The 16866-nt window shown below is 27.8% G+C and carries 15 protein-coding genes; 7 read left to right on the top strand and 8 right to left on the bottom strand.

Annotation, left to right across the window (positions count from 1 at the left end):
- Positions 1 to 13 precede the first annotated feature (13 nt).
- Positions 14 to 1657, bottom strand: a complete 1644-nt coding sequence (locus ACTG45_RS14255; RefSeq protein ID WP_021385474.1) for a DAK2 domain-containing protein — start codon at positions 1655 to 1657, stop codon at positions 14 to 16.
- Positions 1658 to 1675: 18 nt separating this feature from the next.
- Positions 1676 to 2026: an Asp23/Gls24 family envelope stress response protein gene (locus ACTG45_RS14260; RefSeq protein ID WP_021385398.1), complete on the bottom strand. Its 351-nt coding sequence runs from the start codon at positions 2024 to 2026 to the stop codon at positions 1676 to 1678.
- Between the two features lie 360 nt (positions 2027 to 2386).
- On the opposite strand from ACTG45_RS14260, the gene rpmB reads away from it, so the two are divergent.
- Positions 2387 to 2575: a 50S ribosomal protein L28 gene (rpmB, locus tag ACTG45_RS14265; protein WP_003416297.1), complete on the top strand. Its 189-nt coding sequence runs from the start codon at positions 2387 to 2389 to the stop codon at positions 2573 to 2575.
- A gap of 159 nt (positions 2576 to 2734) precedes the next feature.
- Here the strand turns inward: rpmB and ACTG45_RS14270 are convergent, their stop codons facing one another.
- Together ACTG45_RS14270 and ACTG45_RS14275 are read right to left on the bottom strand one after the other, a co-directional pair.
- Positions 2735 to 2887 carry a hypothetical protein gene (locus ACTG45_RS14270; RefSeq protein WP_009893656.1) on the bottom strand — a complete coding sequence of 51 codons (153 nt, stop codon included), beginning with the start codon at positions 2885 to 2887 and terminating at the stop codon, positions 2735 to 2737.
- 97 nt (positions 2888 to 2984) lie between these two features.
- Complete coding sequence (locus tag ACTG45_RS14275; RefSeq protein WP_479919227.1) at positions 2985 to 3461, bottom strand: Rpn family recombination-promoting nuclease/putative transposase; 477 nt, start codon at positions 3459 to 3461, stop codon at positions 2985 to 2987.
- 218 nt (positions 3462 to 3679) lie between these two features.
- On the opposite strand from ACTG45_RS14275, the gene ACTG45_RS14280 reads away from it, so the two are divergent.
- A complete protein-coding gene (locus tag ACTG45_RS14280) occupies positions 3680 to 4441 on the top strand; it encodes a MerR family transcriptional regulator (RefSeq protein WP_479919228.1) in 762 nt (253 codons plus the stop codon).
- A 152-nt stretch (positions 4442 to 4593) separates the two neighbouring features.
- Here the strand turns inward: ACTG45_RS14280 and ACTG45_RS14285 are convergent, their stop codons facing one another.
- Complete coding sequence (locus ACTG45_RS14285; RefSeq protein ID WP_479919229.1) at positions 4594 to 6522, bottom strand: BglG family transcription antiterminator; 1929 nt, start codon at positions 6520 to 6522, stop codon at positions 4594 to 4596.
- A gap of 239 nt (positions 6523 to 6761) precedes the next feature.
- Here ACTG45_RS14285 and ACTG45_RS14290 point away from each other — a divergent pair, with 239 nt between their 5' ends.
- The 5 genes from ACTG45_RS14290 (at position 6762) to ACTG45_RS14310 (ending at position 12552) form a co-directional block, all read left to right on the top strand.
- Positions 6762 to 7214 carry a PTS sugar transporter subunit IIA gene (locus ACTG45_RS14290; RefSeq protein WP_021385366.1) on the top strand — a complete coding sequence of 151 codons (453 nt, stop codon included), beginning with the start codon at positions 6762 to 6764 and terminating at the stop codon, positions 7212 to 7214.
- 2 nt (positions 7215 to 7216) lie between these two features.
- Positions 7217 to 7525 carry a PTS fructose transporter subunit IIB gene (locus tag ACTG45_RS14295; protein ID WP_021385450.1) on the top strand — a complete coding sequence of 103 codons (309 nt, stop codon included), beginning with the start codon at positions 7217 to 7219 and terminating at the stop codon, positions 7523 to 7525.
- A 114-nt stretch (positions 7526 to 7639) separates the two neighbouring features.
- On the top strand, positions 7640 to 8746 hold the full coding sequence (locus ACTG45_RS14300) for a PTS fructose transporter subunit IIC (protein ID WP_021385439.1): 1107 nt from the start codon (positions 7640 to 7642) through the stop codon (positions 8744 to 8746).
- Positions 8747 to 8819: 73 nt separating this feature from the next.
- The gene (gene mngB / locus ACTG45_RS14305) at positions 8820 to 11498 is read left to right on the top strand and encodes a mannosylglycerate hydrolase (RefSeq protein WP_479919230.1); all 2679 of its coding nucleotides are present in this window, start codon (positions 8820 to 8822) and stop codon (positions 11496 to 11498) included.
- Positions 11499 to 11655: 157 nt separating this feature from the next.
- Positions 11656 to 12552 (top strand): ROK family protein, encoded by an 897-nt coding sequence (locus tag ACTG45_RS14310; protein ID WP_479919231.1) that lies wholly within the window; start codon positions 11656 to 11658, stop codon positions 12550 to 12552.
- A gap of 205 nt (positions 12553 to 12757) precedes the next feature.
- On the opposite strand, the gene ACTG45_RS14315 is transcribed toward ACTG45_RS14310, so the two are convergent.
- From ACTG45_RS14315 to ACTG45_RS14325, 3 genes are all read right to left on the bottom strand, one after another.
- Positions 12758 to 15094, bottom strand: a complete 2337-nt coding sequence (locus tag ACTG45_RS14315) for a sensor histidine kinase (protein WP_479919232.1) — start codon at positions 15092 to 15094, stop codon at positions 12758 to 12760.
- Positions 15066 to 15782 carry a response regulator transcription factor gene (locus ACTG45_RS14320; protein WP_021385509.1) on the bottom strand — a complete coding sequence of 239 codons (717 nt, stop codon included), beginning with the start codon at positions 15780 to 15782 and terminating at the stop codon, positions 15066 to 15068. Before ACTG45_RS14320 ends, ACTG45_RS14315 begins: the two co-directional genes overlap by 29 nt.
- A gap of 405 nt (positions 15783 to 16187) precedes the next feature.
- A complete protein-coding gene (locus ACTG45_RS14325; RefSeq protein ID WP_021385448.1) occupies positions 16188 to 16844 on the bottom strand; it encodes a nitroreductase family protein in 657 nt (218 codons plus the stop codon).
- Positions 16845 to 16866 lie beyond the last annotated feature (22 nt).

Here is a 16866-nt window from a genome sequence, read left to right on the forward strand (position 1 = left end):
GTTCTTATAATCATTATTCAACTGAAATTAAGTAATAATAAAGAGGTTGTCCTCCATAATATAATTCTACATCTACATCTTCAAACTTTTCTTCTAAAGAAGTACGTAGTTCATTTGCTTGAGATTCTGTAACATCTTCACCAAAGAATAATGTTATTATAGCAGTATCTTCATCAACCAACTTTTCAATAAGGTTTGATGTTACTTCATCTACATAATCTCCTGCTGATAATAAATTTCCTTCTGCAATTCCAATTATATTACCTTCTTTAACATCAATTTCATTCATTACTGTATCCCTAACAGCAAAAGTTACTTGACCTGATTTAACTGAATTTAAAGCATTCATCATAGCTTCCTTATTCTCATCTTCACTTAACTCTCCATTAAATGTTACTAATGCAGCAAATCCTTGAGGTGTGTTTTTTGTAGGTATAACTATTATGTTTTTCTCACTCAATTCTTTAGCTTGATTAGCAGCCATTATTATATTACTGTTATTTGGGAAAATAAATATATTTTTGGCATTTATATTCTTTATGGCATTCATAAAGTCTTCTGTGCTTGGATTCATCGTTTGACCACCTTCTATTATATGGTCAACTCCAAAGTCTTTAAATATATTTGCCAATCCTTCACCCATAGAAGTAGCTATAAATCCAAACTCTTTTTCTTCTTCTAAAGGCTCATCTTCTTTTTCTTTCTTCTCTTCTACATCTAATAATGTGTTTTCATGTTGTAACTTCATGTTTTCTATTTTTATAGTTAATAATTGACCATACTTTAGAGCTTCCTGAATCACATTTCCTGGGTCATTAGTGTGTACATGTACCTTTATGACTCCATCGTCTCCAACTACTGCTAAGCTATCACCATAAGCCATCATTATATCTCTTATTTTAGTGTCTTCTACCTTAGAACTTTCTAGTATAAATTCTGTACAGTAACAGTATTTTATATCCTCTGTACTAGTAGTACTCTTTGCAAAGTCCATACTCGCTGAAGTATTAACATCCAAGCTAGCATTTTTTATTTCTATATTATTTCCCTTTATAGAAGCTAACATTCCTTCGTATATAAGTACAAGACCTTTTCCACCAGAGTCAACTACACCAGCATCTCTTAGATTTTTTAGAAGGTCTGGAGTTCTTTCTAATGAAGCATTAGATTCCTTTACAAGCATACTTAAAAACTTTACTATATCTTTTTCTTTTTTGGCAGCTTTTATTGCAAATTCTCCACTTTCTCTAACTACAGTAAGTATAGTACCTTCAATTGGCTTTATGACAGCTTTATATGCTGTATCTGAGCCATTTTTGAAAGCTCTTGCTAAATCATCTGTTGATAATTTACTTTTTCCTTCTATAGATTTAGCTATACCTCTTATTATTTGTGAAAGTATAACTCCTGAGTTTCCTCTAGCTCCCATTAAAGAACCTTTAGATAATGCCTTTCCTATGTCCGATATGTTATCAGTTTCTACTTTTGCTAATTCTTTTAAGGCATAAGATATAGTTAATGACATATTAGTTCCTGTATCTCCATCTGGTACAGGGAATACATTTAACTTGTCAACCAAATCTTTATTGTTTTGGAGATTGTTTGCACCTGAAATAAACATCTCTCTTAACCTTTTACCATCTATATACTGAATCATTTGTTTCCTCCTATGAAATTACTTAACTCTTATTCCTTGTACATTAATATCAATTCTAGTGACTCTTACACCAGTCATTTTTTCAACTACGTATTTTACTCTATCTATTATATTATTGGCAACAGTAGATATATTTGTACCATATTGTATTATAACATAAAGTTCTATTGCTATGGCATCTTCTTCAACTTCTTCAACTCTAACACCTTTCGTAGCATTTTCGCCTTTCAATAACTCTACTATTCCTTTAGATTTATATGCTAAACCTACTAAACCATAACTTTCCATTGCAGCTCTATATATGACTTGAGCTATTACTTGATTATCTATTTCTATACTTCCATATTGATTCGTTACCTTTGCACTCATGGTTGACCCCCTTAAGCTTATTTTTATTAAAAATATTTCTTAATTTATTTTTTACTATTTTTACTTATTTATTATATAAAATTATAATCATATCATACTATAAATATGGTATAATTTAAACCTAGAAAATTTTTTGGATAAAATTTCTTCTATAGTATATATATTGAAAGAAAAATAATAATTATTTTCCAAATATATTTACTTTATATAGAATTATATATATAATTTTATATGATAATAAGAAATTCTTCAATATGTGTAAGGCAAATATATATTTCTATTGCAAATTTTTGTTATTTATGATAATATAAATATGTTTTTAGTCTTTAAATAGTTATCATTTTAAGGAGGTGTGCGTAGATGGCAAAAGTATGTAGCGTATGTGGTAAAGGTAAGGTTTCTGGAAACCAAGTATCACACTCAAATAAACATAATAAAAGAACATGGTCAGCTAACTTAAGAAGCGTAAGAGCGATTATAGATGGAGCTCCTAAGAGAGTAAAAGTTTGTACTAGATGTTTACGTTCTGGTAAAATTGAAAGAGCTTAGTAACCACGTTTAAAAGCCTACTTCCGTAAGTAGGCTTTTTAATTTAATCATTTTTACTCTTTCTCATGAATTTTAAGATTATATTTGAAATCCATTTTGGTAACTTTATTGTTACTACTTTCATCAATACTCACCCCACACTTTATAGTTAAAATTATTTTAACAAAAAAATAATAATGCTCCACATCCAATAAGTATTAATGCGGTAAGTGCTGACCAAATCCAGCCAGGAAGCAACATTGACAAAATTACAGCCATTCCTGTTGCCAGACATAGTATTCCTAGCAATACCTTAGACTTGTTATTTCTCATGGAACACCTCCACATAGAACTTGTATCTATAAATATTTTCATATTCAAGTTTATGCGATAGTTTTCCATTTTAGACCAACAAACATAATATGTAATTTTAATTTTTTATACTAGAATTATTACTCTCTTCTGATATAGATTCTATCATATCTAAAATACCTCTTTTTCTACTTAATCTTTCAGGTCCGCTATATAAAACTACTGGTATGACTTTAGGAAGTTTAAAATTTTTATCTTCTATTTCCTCAAGGCTCTTTTTCATGATAAAGCTTTTCCAAATTTGCTCTCTATATGATTTTAATCTTGGTGCAATATCAGTATCCATTTCTGTTTGAAACTCCAATACTATATAATGTGATACCTTATGTTTTTTAGAAAAGACCTTATAAATTATATCAACTTCCTTTCCTTTATATTCACATATAAAAGATGTTTCTAACTCTATATTTTTAAGAGTTAATTCTTTTGCTATTGAGACACTTGTAAAATTTTGAATCAAACTTAAAAAACTTTCTTTATCTGAATACATTTTTCTATACTCTTCTCGTTTTTCGTTGCTTCTTTTTAAATTCATACAGTTCCTCCTATTTTACGGACTCTCTATATTTTAATAGAGAAAATCTATAAATTTTATTTTTTAATTTTCACTAGTGAGTATTGACACTTGTGTGTAAAATATCCAGTAAAGATATTTTTTTATATTTTTATTAAAAGATATAAATTTTTATATTTTAATATATTGACATTGACGTTACGTAAAAGTGTATATTTAATTTATAGGAGGTACTACTCATGGAATATACAGTTCAAAAATTAAGTAAAATAGCTGGTATAAGCACTAGAACACTTAGATACTATGATGAAATTGAGCTTCTTAAACCGCTTAAAATAAATTCCTCAGGCTATCGTATATACGGTCAAAATGAAGTTAATAAACTGCAACAGATACTTTTTTATAGAGAATTAGGGATTAGCTTAGAAAATATAAAAAGCATTGTAAATTCACCAACTTTTGATAGTCTAAGTGCGTTAAAAGAACATCATACTAAGTTACTAGCTAAAAGAAAACAAATTGATTTGCTAATAGAGAATGTAACCAAAACTATAGCTCTAAAGGAGGAAAAATGTACTATGACAGATATAGAAAAATTTGAGGGTTTTAAAGAAAAATTGATTGATGAAAATGAAAAAAATTACGGAACTGAAATTAGAGAAAAATATGGTAAAGATGCTGTAGATACATCAAATAAAAAGCTTAAAAATATGTCTAAAGAAGATTATGAAGATTGGCAAAATCTAAGTATTGAAATAATTAGCAAACTTAAAAAAGCTTTTAAAACTGGTGATGCTTCCAATGAACTTTCTCAAGAAGTTGCAAGATTACATCATAAATGGCTGAGTTACACTTGGAATACATATTCTAAGGAAACCCATGCCTCTTTAGCACAGATGTATGTATGTGATGAACGTTTTACATCATACTATGATAAAGAACAACCAGGGCTAGCAAAGTTTTTGAGAGATGCTATAGTAATATATACAAAAAATAAATAACACAAAATAATAAGTCTCAAGTTTAAGTAAACTTGAGACTTATTATTTAATAACTGTACATCAATATGCAAATCCATTACTTACGTTTATTTATACTTAATTAATAAAAAATATTTTATTGAATTTTTATAAAGCTTATGTACTATAAAAGCCTATATTATAGATTTGATTATAGAAATAAAATTCTCAAAATTATTACAGTTAGATATATTATTTCTAATATCGCTATCATTAATTATCTTTAAAAAGATGTCATAAATGGAGTTCATTTTTATATAATCATCTTTATTTATAGCTAACATTATAACTAACTTAACAGTAGAATCTTTGTTCCAATAAATTGGTTCTTCTAGTATAGAAATACAAATCTTGGTTTTTATAGAACTTAATTCCATAGGATGAGGTATTGCTAAAAAGTCATCTATATTCGTAGAGGACAAGCTTTCTCTATAAAATACGGATTCTGTAAATGATGGAAATACAATTTCATTTTTAGTTAATTGATTACACATTAAATTTATAAGTTCATCCTTGTCCTTAACTTTAGGAGCAACAATAAATAAATTTTTATCAAAAAAATTCTCCAAAAGATTACTATAAGTATGAGAATCATTAGTTATTGATTTAGATATATTCTCAATATCTTTTTTTAGTAGTTTTAAATCTACTAATACAACAGGTATACTACTATGGCTTAAAGGAATAGTTGATATTATTATATCTACATTTGATAATTCACTCGCCAAAAATTGATTAAAAGATAAACACTTAAGTATATTTATTTTTTCATGGAAAACTTTATTTAGTTGAACCTCTAATAATCTACTTGAACCATATCCTGAACCACATACTAATACTACATTTTTACATTTAATATTATTTTGAAAAAATCTCTCAATTCCAGCACCTATGTGAAGGGATACATATCCTACTTCATCTTCTGTTAAAGAGTAAATACTCTTTTTAAAAACTTTTTCTATAGCATTTAAAGTTATTTCAAATGCTAAAGGATAATTGCTTTTTATTGTATTTATAAGAGGATTAACCTTATTTAAATTATATGATTTAGAATTTAAGATAGATTTAAAGTGGAGTACTAAATCATTAAATAATACATTATCATCTCTAAGATCAAAGGTGTATTGATTGTTGATTACATCTAAAAGTTCTTCAACATATTCTATAATCTTAGTGTCTACCCCCTTGGAAACGGTATCTACAGGATAACTTTTAGATATAAAATGATTGTATATATAAATCCTATCTGCCTTTAAAATAATTATATTATATTTAGTCTCAATATAATCAAATATATTTTCAACAGCTATATTTAATTCAAAGTCTGTTAAAACAATGTCTAATATATTATCTAAACAGTAACCATCAAGTATTCTACTTATAGTAATAGCTAAATGAATAATAAAGTTTTTTAAGTTAAAATCTAGGAAATTGATATTAAATTTATTGATTTCACGTAATACTATTTTTTGTAGCTCTATTAAATCTACATTATTAAATAATTCTATTTCTCTATCTGTAATTCCAATTATATAATTCTCAAAATCTCGATTTATTATATTATTAGAAATACATCTTCGAATATCTATTTCTTTCCCTTCAACTTTCACTCCATAGTATGGTTTTGAAACTAGTATTAAATCATATTTTGACAAAATAGGCTTTATTCTTTTTATATCATTTAATATTGTGACCTTACTTACATACAAGCTATTAGCCAAATCTTCTAGTTTTATATATGTATTGTTATAAAGAATATATTTTAAAATATATTGATTTCTTTCCATAGGAGAGTCTGGTATTTCGCTAGAATCCATAATATCATCAGATATTACTGCTAAATATTGTTGGTATAACCCTAAATTCAGAATATCTATATAATATCCTTCCCCTTTTTTTATTTTAATGATAGCACCATTTTTCTCTAAAGTTTCATTTATAGAAGTAATATCAGTTCTTATAGTTCTTTCACTCACCTTTAAATGATTACTTAAAGCTTTACAAGTGATTTTATCATCACTTTCATTTAATAATTTAAACAAAGTGAGTAATCTCTTATGCATAAGTATTCCCCTCCCCTTATAGAATTTCTTCTAAAATTATACTATTTACATTCCTATTATACAATTAGTCTAATAAAATTGTATGATAATAATTAATTTCCAGTTTAAAGTGGAAATTAGTTATTATCATAATATAAATTTCCATGTCGAAGTGGAAATTAGTTATGTTTAATTTAATCAAGATAGCGTTTACAATAGAAATATAAGTTAAGACATTAAGAAATGGAGTGGGAAAATATATGGTAATACAAGAAAAAAATATATTTATAGATAAAGACTTAAAAAGTAAAGAAGAAGTATTAAACTTTATTGCAAAGAGTGCTTATAGTTTAGGTATTACATCTAATAAAGATGCTCTTTTGGAAGACCTTTTGAAGAGAGAAAATGAATTTCCAACAGGAATACGGGATGGATTTGCAATCCCCCACACAAAAAGTGCAAATGTAAAGGAAGCATCAATACTCTATATTAAAACAAATCAAGAATTAGAATGGAAAACCTTAGATGATAGTAAAGTTAGATATGTATTTAGCTTACTAGCTCCACAAGAAAACGAAGGAAATATACATTTGAAAACTTTATCAAAATTAGCTACATGTCTAATGGAAGATGATTTTACAAGTGAAGTTAAAAATTCTAGTGATGTAAATCATTTAGTAAAATATATAACTAATAAAATGAAGGAGGAATAATTATGAAAATAGTAGCAATAACATCATGTATAGCAGGGTTAGCACACACACCAATGGCAGCAAAGGCTTTAGAACAAGCTGCCTCAAAAATGGGTCATGAAATCAAAGTAGAACAACAAGGGGCTATGGGTCAAGTAAATGCTATAACAAAAGAAGAAGCCAAAAGTGCAGACTTCGTACTTATAGCATCTGACCAAACTATATCTGGAATGGAAAGGTTTGATGGTAAAAAAGTAATAAAAGTTAAAATAGGTGTTGCTTTAAAAAAACCAGAAGCTGTTTTAACAAAGTGTATAGAAGCTATCTCTTAATAAAAAAATCTCACCCTAATATAGAATGAGAAAAATAAAAAAATAAAAAATTGTCTAATGTAATTATAACATATTATCAAAAAATATAACAAACTTATATAGGAGGAATTAAAAATGAGTAAAAAAAATAAATCTCTTCTAAGTGAACTCAAAGGTCACTTAATGACAGGAATTTCATATATATTACCACTTATAATAGGCTCATCTTTAGTTGTGGCTATACCAAAGCTTACAGCTTTAGCAATGGGAATAACAAGTTTAGATGCTTATGCTGATGTATCAGGATTCTATCATACGCTTTATTTAATGGAACAAGTTGGTTGGACTGGCATAGGTCTACTAAATACTGTATTAGCAGGATTTATAGCATTTTCAATAGGTGAAAAACCAGCTATAGGAGCAGGTTTTATTGGTGGGCTTATAGCAAGTAATACCAATGCAGGATTCTTAGGAGCAGTAATAGCAGGTTTCTTCGCTGGTTATGTTTGTAAATTTTTAAAGGAAAAAATTAAAATATCTGGTTCCGCAGCAGGAATGATGCCACTTATCATAATGCCACTTATCACAGTTGGATTAACTGGCTTTTTAATGAGTGTTATCTTAGCAGGACCTTTAGGAAATATAAATACTTCATTAAATGCTTGGGTAGCTGAAATGTGTCAAAACGGAACAAATTCGGTAGTATTAGCTTTAATTTTAGGAGCAATGATAGGATTTGATTTGGGTGGACCAGTAAACAAAGCAGCTTGGATGGCAGGAAATGCGTTAATGTTAGAAGGTATCTATTTACCAGCAATATTAGTAAACTGTGCAATAGTTATACCTCCATTAGGATATGGTTTAGCTACATTTGTAAGAAAATCAAGATTCTCTAAGACATTAGCTGAAACAGGAAAAGGTAATATAGTTATGGGTATAATCGGAATAACAGAAGGTGCAATCCCCTTCACTTTAACAAATCCCTTAAAATTAGTTCCTGTTAATATGATAGGGTGTGCTTTAGGTGTAGGATTAGCAGCTTTATTAGGTGCACATGCTATAATGCCTCCAGTTGGTGGATTATATGGATTTATATCAGTAGGTTCTGGATGGGCTTACTTAGTTGGTGCAATATTTGGTGCTTTAGTAATAGCAGTATTATCAACAACTTTAGTGGATTTTAAAGAAGAAGAAACTGATGAAGATACAGAATTTGATGAAATAGAATTGGATATAATGTAAGTCAACAGCTTAATTTTAAGTAATCGAGAATTGAGATTAACCTCAATTCTCAATTAAATTTTGGGAGGGTTTTATGAAAAAGACAAAAGTACATGTAGTTCCACATAGTCACTGGGATAGAGAGTGGTATTTTACAACATCACGATCAAAAATATATCTAATGAAAGATTTTCAAGATATCTTAGATACATTAGAAAAACAAGAAGACTTTAAATATTTTATGATGGATGCACAAGCTTCTCTCTTGGATGACTATTTAAAGTGGAGACCTCAAGATGAAGATAGAATAAGAAACTTAGTTCAAAGAAAAAAGTTAATTATAGGACCTTGGTACACTCAAACAGACCAATTAGTCATATCAGGAGAATCCATAGTTAGAAACCTTTATTATGGAATAGAGAGATGTAATGAATTTGGTAAACCTATGAAAATTGGATATGTACCAGATTCTTTTGGTCAATCAGCCCAAATGCCACAGATATATAAAGGTTTTGGAATAGATAGTTCATTATTCTGGCGTGGAGTTTCTGATGATATGGTAAAAACAACAGAATTTATGTGGAAGGGTTCAGATGGTTCAAAAGTATTAGCAGTTCAGATACCATTTGGTTATTATTATGGTGGTAATATACCAGAAGATGATTCTGATTTAAAAGAATACTTAAAAGATACAATTGGAAAACTTAAGAATAAAGCATCTACTAACAATGTGTATTTCCCAAATGGATTTGACCAAGCACCAATAAGAAAAAATCTTCCTGAGATATTGAAAAAAGCTAATAAAATAGATGTAGAAAATGACTATGAAATAAGTAGTATAGAAAACTATATTACATCAGTGAGAAATGAGAGAAATGAATTTTCAGAACTTGAAGGAGAATTTGTAAATGCTAAACATATGAGAATACACAAATCAATATTCTCATCAAGGTCAGACCTTAAGATTATGAATAACAAATTAGAAAACTATATTACAAATGTACTTGAGCCATTATTAACATTAAGTTATTCACTTGGAAATGAATACCCTCACCTTGTTCTAAAGGATATATGGAAGCTTATGTTTGAAAATGCAGCTCATGATAGTATTGGTTCTTGCAATAGTGACACAACAAATGAAGATGTATACACAAGATACAAACAAGCTAGAGATTTAAGTATAAATTTATTAGATTTGCATATGAGGCTTATAAGCACTCAAATCAAAAATAATAATGAAGAAATAACATTAACAATATTCAACGGATTGCCAGAAGTTAGAAACGAAGTTGTTGAATTTGATGCTTATATTCCAGGTGAAAACTTTGTAATAAAGAATAAAAACGGAGAAATTCTTAATTATGTAGTAAAGGAAAAAGAAGATATTACAGATTATGTACTAACTCAAACAATAAGATTAAATCCAAGCAAAAAAATATACATACCAGAAACTGTATATAGAGCAAAAATTGCTCTTTCAGTAAAAGATATACCACCAATGGGATATACTCAGTTAGTATTTGAACTAGATACTAAAAATCACTTTGAAATAAAAATAAGTAATTCCAAAGAAATAGAAAATAAATACTACAAAATAACTGCCAATGAAAATGGTTCAGTAGAAATACTAGACAAAGAATCTAATAAAATTTACAAAAACCAAGCTGTAATTGAAGATAATGGAGATGATGGAGATTCATATAACTACTCTCCACCAAGAGAAGATATTTATATATCGTCTTTAGATTCTGTATCTTTAGTAGAAGTACTAAAGTCAGATGTTCAGGAAGAAATGATACTTAAATATTCATTAATGATACCAGCTTCACTAGAAGAAAGAGCTAAAGGTAAAGTTTCTGTAAAAATGCCTATAAAAATGAAAATTACATTAGAGCCTAAAGAACAAATAATTAAGTTTAATGTTAATATAAAAAATGACAGAGCATTATCTCATAGAGTAAGAGTTTTATTTAATACTGAAATAGCGTCTAAGTTTTCTATAGCAGATCAACAGTTTGGAATAATACAAAGACCAACAGTATTAGAAGAAGATATTGCATTATGGGAAAGAGATAATCAATCATGGCAAGAAAAACCCATAACTATTGAACCAATGCAAAGTTTTGTTACTCTAGAAAATGGGCAAAGAGGGGTAGCATTATTGACTGAGAGTGTAAGAGAATATCAAATAGTTGGTGTTAATCTAGATACAATAGCATTAACATTATTCAGGTCATTTGGATATATGGGAAGAGAAAACTTACTTTATAGACCAGGCAGAGCTTCTGGCGAAAAAATAATACCAACACCAGATGCGCAATTACTTAAAGAATTAAACTTTGACTTTGGGCTTTACATTTACAATAGTCAGTTTGATGAAGCAAATGTAGCTAATACCGCCAAGAGATTCTTAACACCTATACAAATATATGAGTATGCAGACTTCTTAAATGGTAGACTTATATTTGCATTTAGAGATGAAGAACAAATATATGAAAATGAATACAGTTTGATGAATGTAGATGGTTCAGATTTTACTGTAAGTGCAATAAAGAAAGAAGAAAAGGGAGATGGAATTGTAATTAGAATCTTCAATGGTATGAAAAATAAAGATACTAAGGGAAGTTTTAATATTAATAGAAATATTACTAGTGCTTATAGTGCAATGCTGGATGAAAGCTATGATAACACTAATAAGTGTGAAGTAAATGTAAAAACTGTAGAAATAAATTCTTTAGCACATTGTAAAGTACAAACAATAGTAATTAAATAATATAAATGGCTTATATAAGATTTCATTCTTTATAAGCCTTTTTATAGATTATATAAAACACTAAAAGTTATTGATATAATCTATAATATATACAATAAAATCCGAAAATTTATATTATGAAAAATATGAATGTACACAAAATATAGGGGGAAAAATCATGAATTATTATATAGGTATTGATATAGGTGGAACCAACATAAGAGCTGCTATATTAAATGAAAACTATGGAATGGTAGATAAAATTAAGATACAAAATAATGTATCAGAAGGACCATACAAAAATATAGGTAACTTATGTAATTATATAAAAGAAAGATGGGGCAAATACAGCATAAAATCTATAGGTGTAGGGTGTCCAGGTCCACTAGATTTAAGACAAGGAAAGATTTTAAATCCACCTAATTTACTAGGTTGGGAAAATTTTGAGATAAAAAAATTTATAGAAACCGAGTTTGGTATTCCTGTAGCTGTTAACAATGATGCTAATGTAGCAGGATATGGTGAAGCTAAAGTAGGTTCTGGAAAAGATGCAGAAAGTGTGTATTATATGACTCTATCAACTGGTATTGGTGGTGGATACATATATAAAGGAGAAATTGTAAATGGGTTTAATAATGTAGCAGCAGAGTTGTGTAATATGATTATTAATGAAGATACTTACTCTCATTCTGGATTAAACAAAGGAGCTTTGGAAGGTCAATGTAGTGGAGTTAATATATCTAGAATTGCTACTGAAAAATTAAACAAACACATCTCTACAAAGGAAGTTTTTGAACAAGCTCAATTAAAAAATCCTTATTGCATGGAAATTATAAATAACTGGGTAATAAATATGTCAAAGGCAATAGCCAATATCATAGTAATAGTAGACCCAGAGGTTATAGTACTTGGAGGTTCTATAATACTACATAATAGCACTTACTTAAAAGATATAGTGTACCAAGTTGAAAAAATGGTTTTTGAAACTGTTAATGTTAATATAAAGTTAGCAGAAATAGGAGATGATGCAGGATTAATAGGAAGTGCCATATTGGCAACTTCATTGATTCATTAATAAAGTATTTTTTTATCTAGAGTAAAATTATAAAGATAAGAATACAACAGGATATACATAATATGTTTTATAAACTAAAAAAGGTGAATCCAGTATATCAGGATTCACCTTTTTATTTGTACAAATTAACATTATATTTCAAGACAACTTTTACAAAATTTTATTTTATAGAATCTATAGTTATAATCTGTGATAGAAGTCTAATCTATTTTTTATTAAAAGTAATTGTAACTTTAAATAAGTCTCCATCTACACTTATATTCATCTTACCACCCTGTAACTCTACAAAACTTTTTGCTATTGCTAGACCAAGTCCAGAGCCTTCTGTATTACGTGACTTATCCCCTCTTACAAATCTCTCCATTATATCATCTACACTAAAATCAATCTCAGTTGCAGACATATTCTTAAGCATAATAGTTACTTTATTATCTGTTTCTAAAATATCAATATACACTCTTGAACTTGGCATTGCATACTTACTTATATTTATTATAAGATTTTCAAATACTCTAAATGTACGCTGACTATCCAGTGGTAATATTATTTTTTCACTAGAAAAATTATTTTTTAATATTAGAGATGAATCTGCAATTTTGTCATCTAACTCTAAAAGTGTCTGTTTCATTAGAGATACAATATCTACATTTACTATATTCAAATGTACATCTCCACTATTTACCTTACTTACTTCAAACAAGTCTTCTATTAAGTGTTGTAATCTTTGTGATTTTCTATCCAATGTATCAATATACAATCTGCGATTTTCTTCTGTTATACTTTCATCTTTTAATAAATCTATATAAGTGATTATAGATGTTAAAGGTGTTTTTAAGTCATGTGATACATTTGATATAAGCTCTGTTTTCATCTTTTGACTCTTAACTTCTTCATCAACAGCTTTTTTAAATCCAGTTTGAATATTTCCTAGTTCATCTTTTATAGGATTAAAGAATCCTAAATCTTTTTCCATATTTACTTCTAAGTTTCCATCTGAAATTTTCTTAGTAACATCCAAAAGTTGATTATATTCACATACTGTCTTTTTAGAATAATCTGATAGTACTTTAAATAAAACTATTGAGTAAATTATTGCAAGTATTATCCCAAAGAACCACATACTACACATTATAACTATAATTACTAAGTTTACTCCCAGAATTATAGCTATAGTTTTATTTGGTTTTTCTTTTAAATTTATTGTTCTAATTTGATTAATAACCTTTTTCCATGCTTTTCTAAACCATACAAAAAACATTCCTGTTACAGTATTCTTTACAAAATACTCTCTTATTCCAACATTTAAAATATGTTTTAAAAGTGTTATAAATACAAATATTATTGAGAAGATTACAAACCAATAAGTTAGATTCATCAAGCTTACCAATATACTTGCCATTTTAGCACTTATATCATTATTTATTAGATACTCTACATAATTTCCATTCAAGGTATCACTTATTATACCAGTTGGATATAAGTCTACAATCCCCTGTACAATAGCAACGGCAATAAAAAGTATCTCCAATGGTATTCTTGATAATGTATCAAATCCTAGTAACTCCTTAGATTTTCTATATGGGAATGCTAAAGCCACAATCACGACTATAGCTAACATAATTTTTAAAATCATTCCAGAAATTTTATAATAAGAATTATTTTCTACATTGTTTATATATCCACTTATATTATCGCTGTTATAAATACTTCCATAACCATACCCTGCACTATCATCTTTGCTTATTACTTTAGGAATAGCATATACTAATGTTACATTTTTTATTGGTGTTAGTTTATATGAAATTGAATTTTCACCTAAATTTGTATTCATTAAATCTTCTCTTGCTTTAGATAATAGCATTTGATTAATAACTTTTTGATTTACTCCATAAGAATCGACAACATTTACTTTTCCATCTTTATCAAAATTCATTACAACATAAAATCTATAATTTTCTTTTATACCCTTAATCTTATTTTGTCTTTCTTCGTCACTCATTGTTGTATTTTTTGTTTGATTTTCATCAGAATTTTCTCCTGAACTATCATTCTTTGTTGTATCAAGAGCTCTTAATTCTTTATCTTCATTAAAAAGTTCGAAATTTTTTTCTTTATCAACTAAATAATATTTTAAATTTTTTCCTGAATCATTAATAAAAGACTCCCAACTTTCAAAGTTTTCATTAAAATCTGCATTAATACTATCATCTGTATAATAGCTTTCTGAACCCTCATATGAGTTTTTTTCTTTGCCCACATTTTTTATATAGTTCATAGTTTCTTCATTTATAAAAAGCTTTGATGGTTGTATCATTTTTCCTTCTTGATCTTCTTTCATATTGTGATATAAAACATAACTTCCTTTATATATATCATCTACAAAATTTTCTTGTTCAAATGGATTTTTAGCTCCACCTTTAGCACCTGCTTGTATAGTAGAATATTGACTAACCATTCCTAATGATGCTGATAACATAAGTATAAAAACTATAATAGTAACTATATATTTATCTTTAAATTTTTTCAATTTTGTATCCAACACCCCACACCACCTTCAAATATTTTGGATTTTTTGGGTCTATCTCTATTTTTTCTCTTATATTCCTAACATGTACCATAACTGTATCTGTATTTACAGCATTCTCATTCCAAACTCTTTCGTATATTTCATCAGCAGAAAAAACTCTTCCTGCATTTCTCATAAGTAAACTTAGTATTTTAAATTCTATAGGAGTTGTTTTTATATATTTTCCATCAATACTAACTTCTTTTGTATTTTCATTTAATTCTAATCCACCTATTGCAAATACGCTATCATTAGCTTCTACACTTTGCTCTTTATCTCCAACCATGTTTAGATACTTAGTATATCTTCTAAGTTGTGAATTAACTCTAGCCAATAGCTCTAATGGCTTAAAAGGTTTTGTCACATAATCATCTGCTCCTATATTAAGCCCCATTATTTTATCAACTTCCTCTGATTTTGCAGATAACATTATTACTGGAAAATTATGACTTTCTCTAAGCTTCATTGTAAGTGTTATTCCATCCATCTTAGGCATCATTATATCAACTATTGCCAGATGTATTTCTTGATTTTCTATAACCTTAAGCCCTTCTAATCCATTGTATCCCTTAAAAACATTATACCCTTGATTTAATAGGTATATTTCTATAGCATCTGCTATTTCTTTTTCATCTTCTACCACCAAAATATTATATGAATTCATTTTAATCTCCTTTATATCAATTAATTTGTAAATTTTCTTTATATCTATGATTATACAATATGATAGAAGTTTTTCCATTTTTTTATATATTTATAGCTTTTTATTTTAGTTATTTGTACTTAAATTCCCATTTTGAAGACCTCCCTCTAGTACAAAGTTTAGTATTGTTTTATTTTGTTTATATACTTAATATTAAAGTTAAAAACTTAAGATATTATATATACTTTTCTAAAGATTTTCTAAAGATTTAAATATATTCAAAATTAATATGCACAAAAAAAGTAGCTCTTATTGTATCAATTAAATCAATGATTTGAAATATAATATTAATATCAATAAAATCTACTTTTTAATTTTTAACATATTTATTTTTACTTCAATTTGCTTTTATAGAAATCATCATTTTTACTTTATAAATGTGCATATTTCTTCTACTGGCTTTTTAGATGGACTCTTTAGGTTATCTTCTGGTACTCCAAGAGCTAACATTGCTCCTAAAAAATACTCTCCCTTTTCAAATCCAGTTTCTGCTTCTAAAACATCTTCTATCTCATCTGCTGCATAGTTTTGACTTGTCAACCAACAAGAACCATACCCTAACTCAATTGCTGATAAGGTAAAGTTTTCAATTGCAGCACCTAAACTCTGCATACCTGGATTTCTTATAAATAACTTATCTATAGTCTCTTTAGGTGCATCTATAAGTTCTAATTCATAATATCCTGATGGATTATACACCTTTGTAAAAACTAATACTAAAACTGGGGCTTTTAAATAGAATAATGTAAAGTTTGGTACAAACTTTCTAAATCTATTAGCCTTTTCTGCTGATACTTTATCCATCTCTACAAGTATTTCTTGTTGTTTTTTAGTTATTACAGCTGCAATTTTTTCCATCAAATCACGTCGCTTTATAACTACAAAATGCCAATTTTGAATATTTTTTCCTGATGGAGCTGCTCCAGCTGCTTTTATCATTTTTAAAATATCCTCATCTGAAACATCTTGATTTTTAAACTTTCTTACACTTTGTCTTTTAAAAATAGTATCTTGTAATTCCATTTTTAAATCCCCCCATAACTTT

This window comes from Clostridioides sp. LIBA-7602 (genome assembly GCF_056688945.1).

Bases quoted from the DNA above. Each gene is read 5' to 3' on its own strand.
- ACTG45_RS14255 (WP_021385474.1), bottom strand. From the start codon at position 1,657: ATGATTCAGTATATAGATGGTAAAAGGTTAAGAGAGATGTTTATTTCA.
- ACTG45_RS14260 (WP_021385398.1), bottom strand. From the start codon at position 2,026: ATGAGTGCAAAGGTAACGAATCAATATGGAAGTATAGAAATAGATAAT.
- rpmB (WP_003416297.1), top strand. From the start codon at position 2,387: ATGGCAAAAGTATGTAGCGTATGTGGTAAAGGTAAGGTTTCTGGAAAC.
- ACTG45_RS14270 (WP_009893656.1), bottom strand. From the start codon at position 2,887: ATGAGAAATAACAAGTCTAAGGTATTGCTAGGAATACTATGTCTGGCA.
- ACTG45_RS14275 (WP_479919227.1), bottom strand. From the start codon at position 3,461: ATGAATTTAAAAAGAAGCAACGAAAAACGAGAAGAGTATAGAAAAATG.
- ACTG45_RS14280 (WP_479919228.1), top strand. From the start codon at position 3,680: ATGGAATATACAGTTCAAAAATTAAGTAAAATAGCTGGTATAAGCACT.
- ACTG45_RS14285 (WP_479919229.1), bottom strand. From the start codon at position 6,522: ATGCATAAGAGATTACTCACTTTGTTTAAATTATTAAATGAAAGTGAT.
- ACTG45_RS14290 (WP_021385366.1), top strand. From the start codon at position 6,762: ATGGTAATACAAGAAAAAAATATATTTATAGATAAAGACTTAAAAAGT.
- ACTG45_RS14295 (WP_021385450.1), top strand. From the start codon at position 7,217: ATGAAAATAGTAGCAATAACATCATGTATAGCAGGGTTAGCACACACA.
- ACTG45_RS14300 (WP_021385439.1), top strand. From the start codon at position 7,640: ATGAGTAAAAAAAATAAATCTCTTCTAAGTGAACTCAAAGGTCACTTA.
- mngB (WP_479919230.1), top strand. From the start codon at position 8,820: ATGAAAAAGACAAAAGTACATGTAGTTCCACATAGTCACTGGGATAGA.
- ACTG45_RS14310 (WP_479919231.1), top strand. From the start codon at position 11,656: ATGAATTATTATATAGGTATTGATATAGGTGGAACCAACATAAGAGCT.
- ACTG45_RS14320 (WP_021385509.1), bottom strand. From the start codon at position 15,782: ATGAATTCATATAATATTTTGGTGGTAGAAGATGAAAAAGAAATAGCA.
- ACTG45_RS14325 (WP_021385448.1), bottom strand. From the start codon at position 16,844: ATGGAATTACAAGATACTATTTTTAAAAGACAAAGTGTAAGAAAGTTT.